Annotated in this window: 16 protein-coding genes; 7 read left to right on the top strand and 9 right to left on the bottom strand. The window is 37.3% G+C overall.

Annotation, left to right across the window (positions count from 1 at the left end):
* Window positions 1-44: 44 nt before the first annotated feature.
* The 5 genes from BDD26_RS16605 to BDD26_RS16585 all read right to left on the bottom strand — a co-directional run bounded on the left by BDD26_RS16605 (window position 45) and on the right by BDD26_RS16585 (window position 6,739).
* Entirely contained in the window at window positions 45-1,085 is a 1,041-nt protein-coding gene (locus tag BDD26_RS16605; protein WP_115825370.1) for an IS630 family transposase, read from the bottom strand.
* 99 nt (window positions 1,086-1,184) lie between these two features.
* Window positions 1,185-1,757: a hypothetical protein gene (locus BDD26_RS16600; RefSeq protein WP_115827164.1), complete on the bottom strand. Its 573-nt coding sequence runs from the start codon at window positions 1,755-1,757 to the stop codon at window positions 1,185-1,187.
* Window positions 1,758-1,864: 107 nt separating this feature from the next.
* Entirely contained in the window at window positions 1,865-3,601 is a 1,737-nt protein-coding gene (locus tag BDD26_RS16595; protein ID WP_115827163.1) for a hypothetical protein, read from the bottom strand.
* A 100-nt stretch (window positions 3,602-3,701) separates the two neighbouring features.
* Entirely contained in the window at window positions 3,702-5,792 is a 2,091-nt protein-coding gene (locus tag BDD26_RS16590; protein ID WP_115827162.1) for a hypothetical protein, read from the bottom strand.
* A 92-nt stretch (window positions 5,793-5,884) separates the two neighbouring features.
* Entirely contained in the window at window positions 5,885-6,739 is an 855-nt protein-coding gene (locus BDD26_RS16585; RefSeq protein ID WP_115827161.1) for an N-acyl homoserine lactonase, read from the bottom strand.
* A 1,241-nt stretch (window positions 6,740-7,980) separates the two neighbouring features.
* Between BDD26_RS16585 and BDD26_RS16575 the strand changes: the two genes are divergently transcribed.
* Entirely contained in the window at window positions 7,981-8,943 is a 963-nt protein-coding gene (locus tag BDD26_RS16575; protein WP_244922822.1) for an endonuclease, read from the top strand.
* A 418-nt stretch (window positions 8,944-9,361) separates the two neighbouring features.
* Window positions 9,362-10,159 (top strand): phosphate starvation-inducible protein PhoH, encoded by a 798-nt coding sequence (phoH, locus tag BDD26_RS16570; RefSeq protein ID WP_115827158.1) that lies wholly within the window; start codon window positions 9,362-9,364, stop codon window positions 10,157-10,159.
* A 190-nt stretch (window positions 10,160-10,349) separates the two neighbouring features.
* On the opposite strand, the gene BDD26_RS16565 is transcribed toward phoH, so the two are convergent.
* The 4 genes from BDD26_RS16565 to BDD26_RS16550 all read right to left on the bottom strand — a co-directional run bounded on the left by BDD26_RS16565 (window position 10,350) and on the right by BDD26_RS16550 (window position 14,124).
* Window positions 10,350-11,312, bottom strand: coding sequence for a hypothetical protein (locus tag BDD26_RS16565; protein WP_051502400.1), 963 nt, complete (start codon window positions 11,310-11,312; stop codon window positions 10,350-10,352).
* Window positions 11,313-11,650: 338 nt separating this feature from the next.
* Window positions 11,651-11,809: a DUF2474 domain-containing protein gene (locus BDD26_RS16560; RefSeq protein ID WP_072022025.1), complete on the bottom strand. Its 159-nt coding sequence runs from the start codon at window positions 11,807-11,809 to the stop codon at window positions 11,651-11,653.
* Window positions 11,790-12,797 carry a cytochrome d ubiquinol oxidase subunit II gene (gene cydB, locus BDD26_RS16555; RefSeq protein ID WP_115827157.1) on the bottom strand — a complete coding sequence of 336 codons (1,008 nt, stop codon included), beginning with the start codon at window positions 12,795-12,797 and terminating at the stop codon, window positions 11,790-11,792. The genes BDD26_RS16560 and cydB overlap by 20 nt, the downstream gene beginning before the upstream one ends.
* Entirely contained in the window at window positions 12,787-14,124 is a 1,338-nt protein-coding gene (locus BDD26_RS16550) for a cytochrome ubiquinol oxidase subunit I (protein ID WP_115827156.1), read from the bottom strand. Before BDD26_RS16550 ends, cydB begins: the two co-directional genes overlap by 11 nt.
* Before the next feature lie 123 nt (window positions 14,125-14,247).
* Between BDD26_RS16550 and BDD26_RS16545 the strand changes: the two genes are divergently transcribed.
* From BDD26_RS16545 to BDD26_RS20370, 5 genes are all read left to right on the top strand, one after another.
* Window positions 14,248-14,871: an SDR family oxidoreductase gene (locus tag BDD26_RS16545; RefSeq protein ID WP_115827155.1), complete on the top strand. Its 624-nt coding sequence runs from the start codon at window positions 14,248-14,250 to the stop codon at window positions 14,869-14,871.
* Window positions 14,872-14,895: 24 nt separating this feature from the next.
* On the top strand, window positions 14,896-15,288 hold the full coding sequence (locus BDD26_RS16540) for a flavin reductase family protein (protein ID WP_115827154.1): 393 nt from the start codon (window positions 14,896-14,898) through the stop codon (window positions 15,286-15,288).
* Between the two features lie 36 nt (window positions 15,289-15,324).
* Complete coding sequence (locus tag BDD26_RS16535; RefSeq protein WP_244922761.1) at window positions 15,325-15,576, top strand: hypothetical protein; 252 nt, start codon at window positions 15,325-15,327, stop codon at window positions 15,574-15,576.
* A 188-nt stretch (window positions 15,577-15,764) separates the two neighbouring features.
* A complete protein-coding gene (locus BDD26_RS20375; RefSeq protein WP_244922760.1) occupies window positions 15,765-15,902 on the top strand; it encodes a transporter in 138 nt (45 codons plus the stop codon).
* Complete coding sequence (locus BDD26_RS20370) at window positions 15,892-16,074, top strand: transporter (RefSeq protein WP_244922759.1); 183 nt, start codon at window positions 15,892-15,894, stop codon at window positions 16,072-16,074. The genes BDD26_RS20375 and BDD26_RS20370 overlap by 11 nt, the downstream gene beginning before the upstream one ends.
* The last annotated feature ends 57 nt before the right edge of the window (window positions 16,075-16,131 follow it).

The following is a 16,131-nucleotide window of genomic DNA, read 5'->3' as shown; positions in this document are numbered from 1 at the left end:
TTAACATCTTCAACAAAAAATGATTCCTTGATATAAATAAGTTTTCATAATAGTGATACACCCATTTTTCTCATTCCCGGTTGTTGCCCTGATGAAAATGCGTTAATAAACGCTTCAACGCATTTCAAGAGTTGCCACATATACTGACAACAATGATTCCGTGTGACGGTTTCATGCAATGATTGCCATAGGCGTTCAATCTTATTTATCCATGGCGAATAGACCGGTAAAAACAACAAATTAAATTTAGGATTTTGTTTTAGCCATGCCCTGACTTTCCGGCTTTTATGAATGCCATAGTTATCTAAAATCAACGTGATGTTTTTTGCATGGCGATATTGGCCATTCAGTTCCTTTAACATGTTGATAAATAAATCAGAATTTTTCTTTATACCGCTGACATAAGTCACTTGGCCTGTTTGGGCGTCAAGGCAGCCCGCGAGGTAGTGTTTTTGATTTTTTCCCGGCGTCATGACCCGTTTTTGTTGCCCTTTCAGACACCAGTCCGCCCCGATTTTTGGGTTAAGGTCAATATCGACTTCATCTTCGTAAAAAACAGGATGTGGTTCTGACACGTTGGATAAAGCTTCAGTGATTTTTGCCATTTTTTCGTCATACTCAGGATCAGGCTTTTTTACGGTAGGTGCTGCCCTTCGCCAGACAATACCGACCTGACAGAAATAACGATAGAACGTACTTTGCGAAAGCGACAAACAGAATAATTCATTGATTATTCGAGTAATCAGCTCAATGCTCCAACGTGAACGCAGACAGCCAAAATCCTGTGGGGAGTGCTGTAATAAGAACGACAGCAAACTAAAAAGTGGTGCTAAATTCCAGATAGCAGGTCTTCCTGACGGTAAACTTTTTAATCCTTCCAGCCCATATAATGTAAACCAATTTATCCAACGATTAACCGAAGAACGTGAACAATGAAGGGTTCTGGAGATGGCAGAAACGGTCTTGCCTTCATGTAACATTAAGAGTGCCATGAGTCGGCGTGCATAATCTTTATCCCGGGTTTTATGAATAAATTTTTTCATCTGACGTCGTTCACTTCGGGGTATGGGTGCTATGATTGGCATTACTCAGTCCATTTTGGGATTTTTTTGATTTGGCGATTAATCAGATCGCAAAAACCGGGCTGAGTTCCCTTCAAGTGATCTACTATTTTGAAAGCTTATTTATTTATTGTTAACAAAAAATAATATTGTGTCATTTCTTCTGGCTCCGGGATAATCTTTAACTATAAGAGTAAAGAAATTTGATGTAGGATCTACCCATAATTTCCCATCATCTCCGATAATATCAGGAGAAGGAAGACCCAGATCTTTATTATTATTATCTATAATATACACTTTGTTTTTTGATGAGATACGATCTGTTTTATTCATTACCATAGAATCAACCTGAAATATTAATGGTGTTGATTTCTTCGGATAAATATAAAAAACTAATTTTCCATTATCATCTGAAGCAACAGAAAAAGATCTCAAATCAGCAGTGATGTTTTTGATTTCGACTGGTGTTGATTTATCAGCATGATAAATATTAACCTGGTCAAAATAAGCATACTCCTTTTCAAGAATAGTAACAGGAATATTTGGTAATGGTTTTCCCTCTTTATCTCTGATCAGGGCGATTGCTTTAATACATTCACCATCAGGTGGTAAACTATCATAATCCAATATTTGGAAAACATCTGTTTCAAAGTATATTGATATAGAGTTTTCATCAATTAATATGTTGTTTTGCATATTATTTCCTTAATTTTTGTTTCACTCTTTCATGATGTTTTAACGAAATGGTTTATTTGTTATTGCAGAAATACGCCTAATATTAAGCGTATTTCACGATTATTAATTCAGAAATAAGATGAGTTATCAGGTAAAGGATCACAACCATCAGGATCATCATCTGACTGATTTGGTAATACAGTATCAATTTTGGTACGCCATTTCTTACTATACTTTCTGGAACCATCATTTTCTTCAATATAGTACTCAAAAACAACGACTCCCGCACCTTGAGTAAATGAAGGGCCAGCCCGGTTAACATCACAATATGGGATGTTAACTACACAGTAGCCTGTTGATCTCCCTGGATCAGGTGTAGATGGCAATTGGAATGAATAACTATTATGTGTATTTCTGGACGTTTCTGTTTCCACACGAACAGTCAGTTTCCCTTGACTGCCAAGCGGTGGTAATTTTTTACTGTCTTTTTCATTAGTTCCTATTATTACAACATACAGCCCGACAACACCTTTAGCACTTTGACCATATTTTCTTTTATGGCTTATTGTATCCAGATTAATGCTACGTCCTTCAGGAATATTGTATATTATGTTATATATATCATATGATTCGCCGTATACTTTAATAGGAAGTTCCACCGCACTGGAGTATACTTTGACTTTATCGTAGATTCTGTCTTGATCCCTAATTGGGTGATCTCCTTGTTCGCCTATATAAACTACTGTTGATTTATCTGAATATCGTGCATTTCCATTTTTAGGTGCAACAATATAATAAATATTCACGGGTTGTTTTAAGGGTAATACATTATATTTAAAATGAAACCGATATGCATCCAAACTTGATATATTGTCAAGTCGTGATATAGGTTCCAGTTGTTTTATTTCATTCGTTATTTCATTTTGAATAAAGAATATCAGGCTATCTGTTACAATGTAATTATCATATGGATTAATTTTTACATAAAATTCATTTTCTCCTGGTATTTTTTCAAGCTTATCTCCGTCTTGTAATCCTAAAATTTCTGGAACTGGTAGGCCAAATAGTGCATCATTTTCAGCATTAAAGATATATATAGATGCTGAGTAGTTTTCTCCTCCTATACTTAATATTCTTGTATTAAAATCAACACGTCCATTAGCGTTTGCTTTTGGATAGATACGAAATTTAATATTACCATTGTTATCTGAGTTGACAGTAAAAAACTCTCTATCATTTTGATTATTAACAGGGATAATTTGAGACTCACTCCCATTTACTGGTTCTGTACCTATACGCACTAATGCTTTATCGTAAGGGTATAATTTCCCAGATGTTGTAGATAATACTATGACTTGAGTATTTTTTAGTGGTCGATTATAAAAATCAGTAATTTTACCATGATACGTAACATATATTTTACCCGTCCCGACAGGATTATCATCTTGTGGTGGTTGAATATATTCATTAGGTGAAGAATTTAATATAATGGGATTTATATTAAATTGTTTTGTTGTGTAGTTTACTATTAGAGGCAAAATTCCTGGAACATCTTGTTCAGGGTTTGAGATTGATCGTGCATGGACATTATATGTTACTAATGTTTCTGCTTTCAAATCTTTATTAATAGTTAATATAAATATTTTACTGCCGGAAACATTACCTTCATCTATAGCCCAGTTTTTTATTTTCTTTACAGTAAAAAAATCTATTGATGGTATTATTTCAATATCACCTATGCTGTTAATAATTTCTTCTTCAGCTTGGAGAGATACTGTTAGATAAATACTTTGGCCGATAATAACATCTGCACCATTCGGTACTGAAACGCAAAGCTCTCCAAAATTACATTTGCTATCTATCATATTTTTTCCTTAAATTTTTTTAATTGTATGTTATGGTGATTTTTAAACTTAAAAAATCACCATCTTTAATAAGAATTAACTCATATCATCACTTGTTATTTTAGTTACTATAGTTAGTTGACTTGGGACAACCATCATAATCATTGATATCTAATCCTGGAAGAACTGTAATACATGTAGCTATCCATGTTTTACTTGGGATATCTTTACCTGAAACATTGATAGTATATTTAAAATGAATTTTTGATTCTGCACCAGAATGCCATGCACGAACCCGAGTTAAATCACAATATGGGATCTCGATAAGCGCATAATCTTTATGTCCGGGATCATTTTCAGACGGTATCTGAAATTGATATTTTTTGGACGGATTATCATTGGGATCCTGAAATTCCATGTATAAGGTTCCCTGTGAACCTAATGGGGGAAGACCTTTACTGTCACGAGTAGTATTATCTGTACCTTTAATGACGACATATAAACCTGTCGGAGTTGTAACAGTTATCCCTACATCATCTTTGGGTCTCTGCTGACTTATTGTATTATAAGTTATATTACCAACCTTGTCTCCTGTTGCTGGATCAAAAGGAAGAGGAGAATAACTGGAATATACACTGACTCTATTATAAATACCATCATCTCTATCATCATTTCCATCCTCATCTCCTCCAGTAGTACCGACATAAAATAGATCCGTTGGATTGGAAGTTAGAGATGCATTCTCTATAGGTGCAATTAAATAATAAAATGATAACACTTTATTTAAAGGTATTTGGTCATAACTAAAATGGAAAGGATATGAACCAAAATCTATATCATTATTTATCCGCTGTATTGGATTTAATTTGATTGCATCTTTTGGATCATCACTAGCATTAATAAAGAAAATAATACTATCTGTATGTTGATAGTTATCATACCTATCAATATTTACTTTAAATACTTTCTCTCCAGGATTTCTTGCGATCACACCACCTGGATACACATTCCATACATCAGGAGGATTTGGTCCGAATAGAGTATTAACATCAGAATTATATATGTATATTGATCCTGCATACGTTTCATTAGTAACTGAAAGTATATTCGTTAAAAAATCAACCCTGCCCGTTTTTTCTTGTCTGGGATAAACACGAAATCTAACTATACCATGTTCATCAGTATTAACGGTAAAAAATTCAACATCATTAATTCTATCAGTATAAATAGATTTAGATTGCACTCCAGATTTTTGAGGTTCTGTGCCTATAAGAACTAGTGCTCTATTAATAGGATATAATTTTTCTTTCACTTTTGAATATATCAATATTTGTGTATTTTTGAGAGGCTTTTTATCATCAGACAGTATTGGACTAGAATAATAAGTAACGTAGCTATTACCAGTACCTACTGGATTATTCACTGTTGGTGGACTAATAAATTCATTATCCGCATTTAACACGATAACTGCCTTTTTATCTATATTTCTCACATTATAAGTGAATGTTTGTTGTTGTATAGGTTCCCCTGTTAGATTGTTCTTATCAAGAATTTGTACTGTATAAGTAATTTTATCACCTACATGTACATCAGGAAGTTCTTTAACCGTTAACATAACTTCCAGAACTCCAAGTAATGGATTATTATCATATGGAAGAAATGGTTTTAAGATTTGTTTCCGAGAGAATCCCGAATCAATTTTAATTTCAATATTGTTATAAATTAAATTAATTAAATCAAGCTCATTCTTTGCATGAATCGATACATTTATTAAACAAACTTGGCCAGCAAGAACATCTGCATGATCAGGTATTGACGGAGTAATAGTGAATTTTTTTTCATCCAAATATACAAGATTTATGTTTACATTGGGTGACTTACGCATATTGCCATTACTGGTTATTTCATAATGCACCTGAGATTTCCCATATGTGGATATTTCATCTATAGGAAATAGTAACTTGTATGATGGGACATCCAACACATTTGGTGTAATATAATATGGAAGTGATTTTATAACAGAACCACTTCCATCATTTAAGTAAAGGTAGCCAATTATTTTATCTCCAACCTCATTATCAGCGTATTGTAATACCTTCATTGTGATAAAATTGCTTCCTGAGTTGATAATATCATGTACGTTAATAGTTCCCGTTGTATCTGCTTGTGGAAAAGTCGGCGGGGAAAGTATTACATCATATAAGTTTTTCATTGTATACCTCTTGATTATTTAAATAGTGAAAAACACTTTGGTTATATTCTTAGGACTACGGATAATAAGGAAGTGATTTAATTTTGTTAATGTTAAGGATTAACCGCCTGATCTTCTGGATTATAGATAAAGCTAGCATCCTGATTATTGTAAGGAAGTGTCATCTGTATAATCGGTATTATCACGCCTGTAATATTATGAAAATCTCTTTGATCATGCTGCGCGCCACTTAATCCCCCTGCACGATAGAAAAAGGCTTCAATGGGAAGTTTGTCAGGGATATCTTGGGGCCAAGTGGCTAAAATTATTTCGTTATTTTCTGATAGCTGGATCAATGAACGGACTTTAATTCCCTGCATGAATGCGTCAGCGCTTCCTGCTCCGGTCACATCAAATCCACATTGAGCGGGATTATTATATTGAATAACATATACATAATTATTAACCCACTGCTCTGCTGTGGTAATTCCCTGTTGTTGGCATGGAATACCATTTGGGTATCCTGAACTATAACCACATCCTTTGTCATTTCTATAAGCCGTAGACGCATCGACAGGAAAATAACAAAGAGTTTCGGGATGAATTTTATCAGCAAGATTTTCAATATATGGAGAAAATATATAACCATTATTGTAATTAAAAGCTAATTCACTGAATTTAACATCATGTCTCAAATAGGAGAATGAAACACCACCACTTTCCTGAGAATGGGGATTGGGATTCCATGAGTGATATTTATCCGAAGCAACGGTTCCTCTTAATAAAACACCAGAACATAAAAACGCAGGAAGATCATCATCTCCACAATATTTTTGATTATCAAAATACCTTTGAGTTATTTTTCTCGCAACCTCGTAACCATCAGGATTATAATTTGAGTCAGCATTAACAACAGGGATAAAAATGCTAAGTAGAAAAATTTTGGTAAGTAAAATTATTTTTTTCATATTATTACCCTATCTGTAATTTTTCAATGTTAGTAAGGTAGCCAATGATGATTTTAAATCATCATAGAACTTGTGGCTTAGATAATAAAATGTGACTACGCCCTTCGCCTTTCAAGTTGTCTCTTCGTAGACTATACTGACCTATTCCAGTCACATAGTTATCTATGTTCTAAGGAATATATTCCTTTGCTACCGAAACGCCCCTTGGAATCCATTGAGTATATTATAAATTGACTTAGCTCCATTTATAGTGGACGTATATTTATTGATATTATTGATTTTTATCACCTCCTGATTTTGTTTTAAATATGGATTTATATTTTCTAATTAATAGAGTTAATTTCTGGGAAAATTGTGGTTTATATAAGGTGCATTTTTTATTTGATTATTTCAAATCACTTTTTTTTATCAGCTAATAACCTATTTTTATCAGTTTAATATATTTCTTTATTTAAAGGAATGTTTTAAACTATAAATCATGTTTAATGTTTTAGATATAAATGACATTTCAAAACACATGCTACGATTTATTAAAGATTGATACTTGAAAAATATAACTTTGTTGATTTTGCTTTCTTCTCCAGCCAGGTAATGCTCCCTGATTGAGAGGATTCTTTTACCATCTGACTATGTGAAATTTATTTTGTGTACTAATTATCCTTAATGAATGAATAATTAAACACACAGAACCATTAGAAAAATAAATGGTTCTGTGTGTTTGTTTTTTAAACGTAGGACAGGGCTATAATTAGTCAGAAAACGAATTTAAAGTAATATCTAACTGATTTTTACCTGCTATGATAACCTGAATTTGTAAATGATTTTCTGAAATATGAATAGTGTTGATAGTAACTTCTTCATTTTCTGAATATTTCTTTACAACTTCCAGTAGCTCGTGTTCAAGCTGTTCAAATTTAGTGTTGATCGTCATTTATTTTATTAAATATCTTAATGTTGATTTAATTTTACTCAAATAAATAGAATTCAATGGCTTAATAAACAGAGTATTTGAGTCTTTAACAGTGCAATAAATTAACTTATTTCATGCATTAAGTGATATTGATTTTAACAAACTAAAATAGCAAACTGATCCTACAGTAACCATTTAAGAGAAATTCGATAAATAATATGTATCATTTATTTGTCTGATCAGGCAGGATACCAGCTTGGTATGATACAACAAGAAAATAGGTATTATTTTGAACAATAAATTTCGCCTTTGGACAAATTATTTTTTATTTTTGGCATTCATTGCATCTTTTAGCGCATGGAGTGTGCCGGCCAACTTTGAGCAGGCTAAATCAGAATCCCGAAAATATGTTTATAATGGGCAAGAAAAATCAGGTGTTGGTACTTTGTATTGTGGCTGTAATTGGCAATGGGTAGGTAAAAGTGGTGGGCGTGTTGATCTGGCCTCTTGTAATTATCGTGTCAGAGGGCAACAAAACCGTGCTGAGCGTATCGAATGGGAGCATATTGTACCCGCGTGGGTATTTGGTCATCAGAGACAATGTTGGCAGAATGGCGGAAGAAAAAACTGTGTTGATAATGATCCGATATTTCGTGCGATAGAATCGGATATGCACAATCTGGCACCTTCCATTGGTGAAGTTAATGGAGATCGCAGTAATTTGAGTTATGGAATGGCTTCCAGAAATTTGCCTAATATGTATGGTGCCTGTAGCAGTAAAGTGGATTTTAAATCGCGCCTTTTTGAACCGCGCGACAAAGTGAAAGGGATGGTCGCCAGAGTCTATTTTTATATGCATGATCGCTATAATTTAACGATGTCACGCCAGCAACAGCGATTAATGATGGCATGGGATCGTCAATATCCGGTAGAAGCCTGGGAGCAGGAACGGGATAATCGAATCGCCCGTATTATGGGGCACCATAACCCATTTGTTACAGGGAGTAAAAAATGGCAATTAGGGCAGAAAAATTCTGGTCAAAGGCTTAGTAGACAAAATAATAGTCAAAATTTAAATTCATACCAATCAGTTACTGAGCCGGTTTCAGTTAAAAAATCAACGACGAAAGTCACTCAAAGTGAAATAATTAAAGGCAATAAAAACAGCCAGATTTATCATTTTGCACATTGCTCTGGGTATAAGACAGTAGCTGATAAAAATGCTATTTATTTTCGTTCGGAATCTGAAGCTCAGAAAGCCGGGTATTATTTGGCAGGTAATTGTAAAAAATAACTAAAATATATTGGATTGCTATTTTATGGCTTTCATTAGTTTATTATTTTATCAAGGAAAAGTTAAAAAATGTTTCAGTAAAATTTAAATTGTGATCTTGTCATAAATAAAAAATTGTCATTATACTGACATCATAGCCTGCTAGATTTGGTCTGGTTATTATAAAAAGAGCGGGCAATGCGAGGAATGCTGATGGCAGACACAGAAATAATGACAATTCAGTTAGGAAGTGAACCGGTGATTGAGACCGAACTACCGATAAAAAGGTGGTCGTTTTAGAACCGGTTTTTTTTATGGCCCTTAATGAGCTGAAAAGGAGGTTCCCAATCTATTCTATATAACGCAGTTATTCTATAAGTGGTAGAACCATCGGTGATAGAACACGACAAGTGTGAAGCCAACGATAAGGGGTGCGACTATGAGCAGACAAAAAGCAGTGATGAAATCTCGTCGTGAAGTCAGAAGAATGTTAAAAAAAGATATGCGTCAATCTCGTTATCGCAATGATAATAATGTTACCTCATTAGTCCAAATTGGCAGCGTAGAGGCCATTGGGATGGCGCGTGAAAACAGGGATACATCTGAAATTCGTCCACGCAATGAAGTACAATACCGCTATATACGGGCTATTAATAATAAGCAATTGATTATTGCTAATGGTGAAGCAGGTTGCGGTAAAACTTTTATCAGTACGGTGATGGCGGCTGATGCACTTATCAATAAAGAGGTTGATAAAATCATTGTGACACGTCCGGTATTGCAGGCAGAAGAAGATTTGGGTTATCTGCCGGGTGATATGACAGAAAAGTTTGCACCTTATTTTCGTCCGGTTTATGAGGTTTTATTAAAGCGTATGGGAGCATCGTTTTTACAGTATTGTCTTCGTCCTGAAATAGGAAAGGTCGAAATAGCGCCTTTTGCTTATATGCGGGGCAGGACATTTGAAAATGCGTTTGTGATCCTTGATGAAGCACAAAATGTAACTATCAATCAAATGAAAATGTTTTTAACCCGCTTAGGGGAAAATATTACTGTAATTGTTAATGGGGATGTGAGTCAGTGTGATTTACCGGGCAATATCGCATCAGGGTTGCTGGATGCACTAGAAAGGTTCTCCGATGATGAAGCGATCAGTGTAATTCATTTTTCTCAGGAAGACTGTGTGCGTTCCAGATTGTGCCAAAAAGCGTTGTTGGCTTATAGCACTGCGGTTTAGTATTGAAAAAAAATTGCTCAGAAGAGAGATTTCAGGAAGAGTAATTTCAAAGAGCAAAACGGTTTCATTTGTTGTTGAGACTTGTTGTAATTTATTTTGCTGGCTGTGTTCGCTCACCCCGGTCACATAATTATTTATGCTTTATGCTGCCGGGGATTAATGAAAGGCTAGCCATTGGGTATATATTATTTTAAGCTTTTATCTTCACCCGATTATTCACGACAAAGTACCCTCCGAATACAGTATATTTTCCTCGATCGGCTTTGTTAGGATCTCTTATAATTCTTCTCTGATTATCTGTTTTTCTGACCCTTTCTCTGCCAAGTTTATGTGCCCACATCTGAGTTCGGTACTGATCGAAAACCAACCGATACCAGTGGTAATCCCAATTGTATGAATTATCTGGCATAGTATAGAGAGCAACAACATAATTGGGATGATATTGTGCATCTGTAAACTCATCAAGTTTAGCTAACCCATCTGCTATAGCCCCATCTATAACAGCCTGAAGATAACGTTTTGTATAAGGGAATGTGATTGGTTTACCACCGTAACTGCCGGGCTGAGGGTAATCGTTACTTGCATAGTTACATGCGTAAGCATAACAATTATTCAGAGCAATGCGGGTGGGATCATTCCAGAAACCCTGGTTATACCTGGCCGCATCTACATCATAAACTTGTCCGGTTAATGGGTTGGTAAATTTTACTGACATATACCAACTTGGTTCGTGTATCCGATTAAATTCAGTCTCTTTGTATTCCTGTTCATCTTGTTCAGTGCTCAGGGAAGTATCAGAGTTATCTGGCTGTAGATCTTGTATTTCCTGTTTTATATGTTCTTTGAGTGGATCATCCTGGGTGAATTTTTCGAGTAAAACCAAGCCAAGCTCTTTACTGTCTTGTAGATCTTCTGCCATACCATCACAGACATAAAATGAATTAATGAGTCCATATTGAAGTGCTGACCCTTGTGCAGAGTCTTCAATTTCGACAAAAAAACCAGAAAATCCGAGCTTTCTCTCATTTATCCCAAAGTTTATTCCCTTTTTCTTATCTCGCATGAAATCTAATAACAGTTTGATATCAGTTCCGTCAAAAAACCATTGATAATTTTCCCGCCCTGAAAAAGTAAGTAATGTTATTTTGATCATATCAAACTCCGTATATAAATTTAGTATAAATATTATTTTTACTAAAAAATGCAATATGGTTGAGAATATATTTATAGTGTATAAATATATGCTTGTTAATATTAAAATAATCTGGATGAATATCTAAAATAGATATGTTGCTGTTGATTGTTTTCTAAATCTGTCTTTAAGTTTGGAAGTAAATTGTTTTTCTGGAAGAGAGTTTCAATAAATCCCCAGACACAGAATCCATTGTGGCTGGGGAAAATGAGTTCAAATGATAAAAAATTAAAAAAACAATGGGTATAACGAAGAAATGAATAAATATGAAAATATCAAATTGGTAGAAAATCTAATAATTACTTGATTTTCATACCCGCTGTTGTCATTAAAAAACGAAATAAAGTGGAAACAGTATAAAGTGCTAATACACTACAAAGCCAAATTATTATCATCCAGCCCAATCTTTTCCATAATGGAGGATGGGTGTGCTCTGTTTTAGTGGTAGCCTTGTTCATGGGTAATTTTTCCTCGGAAGACATAATAACTCCAACAGGTGTAAACCAAGATTATCGGGATAATAAATAGCGCGCCAACGAGCATAAAGCCCAGTGATTGAGAAGGGGAGGCGGCTTCTTCATAACTAATAAACGGAGGGATAATATTTGGCCAGATGCTGATCCCCAATCCACTGAAGCCCATGAAGATTAATAACAGTGCAGCCAAAAATGGTGTGTAATGGCTGCCATTCTGTTTGGCAATCAGTAGTTTCCAGCCTGAGAACAAGACCAGTAATGGTACAGGCATAAAGAAAAGCAGGTTAGGAAAACTGAACCAGCGCCCGGCAATAGCGGGTTGAGAAGCAGGTGTCCAAAAACTGATAATAATGATGACCGTCAGCATCAACAGGGTTAACGGGCGTAGAAGGCCATACATTTGTTGTTGCAAACGTCCTTCGGTTTTCATCACCAACCAGCCACATCCCAACAGCCCATAAGCAATAAGCAAACCAAAACCACAAAATAGCGGAAATGGTGAAAACCAATCGAAAGTACCACCAGTATAGGTGCGATTTTCGATGGGGAAACCGTTAATAACTGCTCCGACAACAATGCCTTGTGTAAAAGTGGCAATAATTGAACCAGCAATAAATGCCTTATCCCAAATGGGTTGATGCGCTGGCGTTGCCTTGAAACGGAATTCGAAAGCCACGCCACGGAATATCAGCCCTAATAACATAATCGTCAATGGGATTGCCAGCGCATCCAAAATAACAGCATATGCCAGAGGGAAAGCGCCAAATAACCCGGCACCACCGAGAACCAGCCAGGTTTCGTTACCATCCCAAACAGGTGCTACCGAATTCATCATCAAATCACGGTCTGATTGTTGCTTAATCATGGGATACAAAATACCGATACCAAGATCAAAGCCATCCATCACGATATACATCATAGTGCTGAAGGTGATGATAAGGAACCAAAGCAGAGGAAGATCAATACCCATTTGTTAACTCCTTATTGGGACCTTTGCGGATAAGTTTCATCATGTAGGCATAACCGACACCGAATACGGCGCTGTAGACGACAAAGAAAATCAGCAAGCTGATACTCATATGGATCTCACCATGGGCCGAAACAGCATCTTTTGTGCGCATCAAACCATAGACAACCCACGGCTGGCGGCCAATTTCAGTGGTGAACCATCCGGCCAAGATAGCAATCAGGCCAGAAGGCGCCATCAGGAGCATAAAACGGAGGAAAGCCCGGTTCTGGTACAAGCGTTTTTTATAACGTAACCACAATCCCCAAATGCCTGCCGTAATCATTAATAGCCCTAACCCGACCATGATCCGGAATGACCAGAACACCATGAAAGCATTGGGGCGATCTTCTGGTGCGAATTCTTTTAATGCCGGAACTTGTTTATCAATACTGTGTGTCAGGATCAGACTGGCAAGGTAGGGAATTTTGACTGCATAACGTGTCTCTTCTGCTGTCTGATCAGGGATACCGAATAAAATTAACGGAGTAGCTTCCCCGGGATGATTTTCCCAATGGCCTTCCATCGCAGCAATTTTGGCAGGCTGGTGCTTCAGTGTATTCAGGCCATGTAAGTCACCAATCATGGCTTGTAACGGAGCAATAATCAGGATCAGCCACATCGCCATGGACAGCATTTTCTGCATGGCTGATGAATTATTGCCTTTCAGTAAATGCCAGGCCGCAGAGGCAGCAATAAAGAATGCTGAGGCAAGAAATGCCGCCGTTCCCATATGCAGCAAGCGATAAGGAAAAGAGGGATTAAAGATAACTGCCAGCCAATCTACAGGAACGACTTGATTATTGACAATCTCGTAACCTTGTGGCGTCTGCATCCAGCTATTGGATGCCAGGATCCAAAAAGTGGAGATAATCGTTCCGAGAGCGACCATACAGGTGGCGAAAAAATGGAGTTTTTCACCTACCCGATGCCAGCCGAACAGCATAACGCCAAGAAACCCTGCCTCAAGGAAAAATGCGGTCAAGACTTCATAGACCAGTAAAGGGCCTGTGATAGTTCCTGCAAAATCAGAGAAGAAGCTCCAGTTAGTGCCAAATTGATAGGCCATGACTAAACCAGAAACCACTCCCATACCGAAATTAATTGCAAAAATTTTCGCCCAGAAGTGGTATAGCGTTTTATAGTCTGTATTGCGCGTTTTCAGCCATAAACCTTCCAACAGAGCAAGAAAACTGGCTAAACCTATCGTAATGGCAGGAAAGATAATGTGAAAAGAAACTGTAAATGCAAACTGTATCCTTGCGAGTTCAAGGGCACTTAACCCGAACATAGTGACCTCTTATTTTTGACTGAACCCTATTGGGTAAAAGAAGTGAAAGAGTGAGGACAAGTAGAGCACACGGATTTTGGATATAACAGTAACAATTTTTTATTTATTTGATATAACAGTTTAATTGAGATCAAATGTATAACATATGATAAACAACTTGCTCAGGGAGTGCATGAGGTTGCTGCTTATTATGGTCGTCTTAACTGCCTCGTTAATCTCTCTGCAACTTATCTGGATGATGGTGTAGTCTCTGGTCGCGAAACGTGGCTGACCGCACTCAATATCAATGTGGTCAGTGCTGTCAGGGCCGCTCAGCTTGTACACCCTTATTTTATGATTGCCGGAGGTGGGGCGATTGTCAGTTTCACCAGTATTTCATCTTCTGTTGCCCAGACAGGCCGTTGGTTATATCCCGCTTCAAAAGCCACCTTATTGCAAGTTACCCGCAGCATGGCAATGGACTATGCCGCTGATCACATTCGTGTGAACTCTGTCTCGCCGGGTTGGACTTGGTCACGGGTCATGGATGAATTGACTCAGGGCAATCGCCAGAAAACGGATGAAATTGCCGCAGATTATCACTTGCTTGGCCGTGTTGGAGATCCTGAAGAGATCGCTCAGGTAGTTGCATTTCTTCTTTCTGATTTAGCGAGTTTTGTGACCGGAGCTGACTACACCGTTGATGGCGGTTATTCAGCAATGGGGCCTGAGCAAGCCAAACCGGCTATTTCTCGTTTGGCGGAATAGCAGAGATTCCAGATCTAACTCGGGTTGACCATCAACTCATTTGCTTCACTTTCACTGGAACCGCCCTTGATACTCTGGAGCCTGGTTAATCACTCTCCCAATCTGTCTGTATTCCGTAACTGTGAATATTTCACAATCAGTGTCCTTGGCTGTGATCATCAGGAGCTGGTTCTGTGTTTTGCCAATCCGAGAGTTGAAAATAAGTTTCAGGGTATTCCCATGCAGGAAACGCAGGAAGGGATGCCGTCAATTGATGGTGCAATAGCGGCACTGGTTTGTGCTAATCATCAGCAAACCCATCTTGGTGATCACCTGTTGATGATTGGGCAGGTAAAGCGTATTGCCAGCATTGAAGGAAAACCATTGGTTTTTCATAGTGGTATGTTTACTGCGTTGCATGATATGCGGGAAATATAACAGTCCCCGTCATCCATCGTCTTTCAAATAACAGTTTTGTTGGTTGCGCTGCATTCTCCGGCAGATTTACAGGCATTGAATTGCAATTTGGTTGGGAAAGATCCCTATTCAGGAATTTGCTCACCGGATCAATTTTTCTGGCTGCGTCCTTTTGCCTCTTCGCAAGGTACACGAGCACATCAAACTTTTGTCAGTAATGTATTTCATATTGGGGCTTCAACACATCCTGACCCTGGGTTAGCCGGGACTTCCGGCTACCTTGTTGCCCGTCAGCTTGCGCGGCGCTAATCAAATTATGGATAACTTTCTGTCAGGTGCGTTACCTCCACCGGGTGTTCATATCTTGTTTTATGGTGGCAATATTCACTATAACCGGATTAGGGGAAATGATGGTGCTTTGATCCCTGTTCCTGGCTTTAAAAGGGTCAGGCGATCTCACTTTTGGCCCCGCTCTGGGTTACCATCCTGCTCCTGATTTGGGCTATGTTGTAGGAGTGAATATTAACGTACCAACAGCGCCTTATAATCGTAATAATCCCTCCAGCCTGGGGAAAAATTACTGGATGATTCAACCTGTTTGGGCGATAAGTTATTTTCCAGCAGATGATAAATGACAGCTGGCCAAACTCAGCACAGGGCAAAGCGAGTGCATTTGGTCTTGGCCCTTCTGTTCGTTACGCTAATGATAAAGGTTGGCTGGTGGCTCTGAAGTGGCAGGAAGATCTTGCTGTAGCTAATCGTCCGGTTGGTTCACAGGTTTTCTTAAAAGTTGCGGTTGCGTTTTAATTCGGGATTATTTTTGCCGGATTAAATAGGAAGGTAAAATAATATGGAGAGAAATAA

This window comes from Xenorhabdus cabanillasii (assembly GCF_003386665.1).
In the GTDB taxonomy this organism is placed as follows: Bacteria; Pseudomonadota; Gammaproteobacteria; order Enterobacterales; family Enterobacteriaceae; genus Xenorhabdus; species Xenorhabdus cabanillasii.
Note: the sequence above shows the minus strand (reverse complement) of the source record. Positions and strands in the feature narration are given on the sequence as shown.

Coding starts and splice junctions, on each gene's coding strand:
- BDD26_RS16590 (WP_115827162.1), bottom strand. CDS start 5,792: ATGAAAAACTTATATGATGTAATACTTTCCCCGCCGACTTTTCCACAA.
- BDD26_RS16550 (WP_115827156.1), bottom strand. CDS start 14,124: ATGTTCGGGTTAAGTGCCCTTGAACTCGCAAGGATACAGTTTGCATTT.
- BDD26_RS16605 (WP_115825370.1), bottom strand. CDS start 1,085: ATGCCAATCATAGCACCCATACCCCGAAGTGAACGACGTCAGATGAAA.
- BDD26_RS16600 (WP_115827164.1), bottom strand. CDS start 1,757: ATGCAAAACAACATATTAATTGATGAAAACTCTATATCAATATACTTT.
- phoH (WP_115827158.1), top strand. CDS start 9,362: ATGAGCAGACAAAAAGCAGTGATGAAATCTCGTCGTGAAGTCAGAAGA.
- BDD26_RS16585 (WP_115827161.1), bottom strand. CDS start 6,739: ATGAAAAAAATAATTTTACTTACCAAAATTTTTCTACTTAGCATTTTT.
- cydB (WP_115827157.1), bottom strand. CDS start 12,797: ATGGGTATTGATCTTCCTCTGCTTTGGTTCCTTATCATCACCTTCAGC.
- BDD26_RS20370 (WP_244922759.1), top strand. CDS start 15,892: ATGATAAATGACAGCTGGCCAAACTCAGCACAGGGCAAAGCGAGTGCA.
- BDD26_RS16595 (WP_115827163.1), bottom strand. CDS start 3,601: ATGATAGATAGCAAATGTAATTTTGGAGAGCTTTGCGTTTCAGTACCG.
- BDD26_RS16565 (WP_051502400.1), bottom strand. CDS start 11,312: ATGATCAAAATAACATTACTTACTTTTTCAGGGCGGGAAAATTATCAA.
- BDD26_RS16560 (WP_072022025.1), bottom strand. CDS start 11,809: ATGAACAAGGCTACCACTAAAACAGAGCACACCCATCCTCCATTATGG.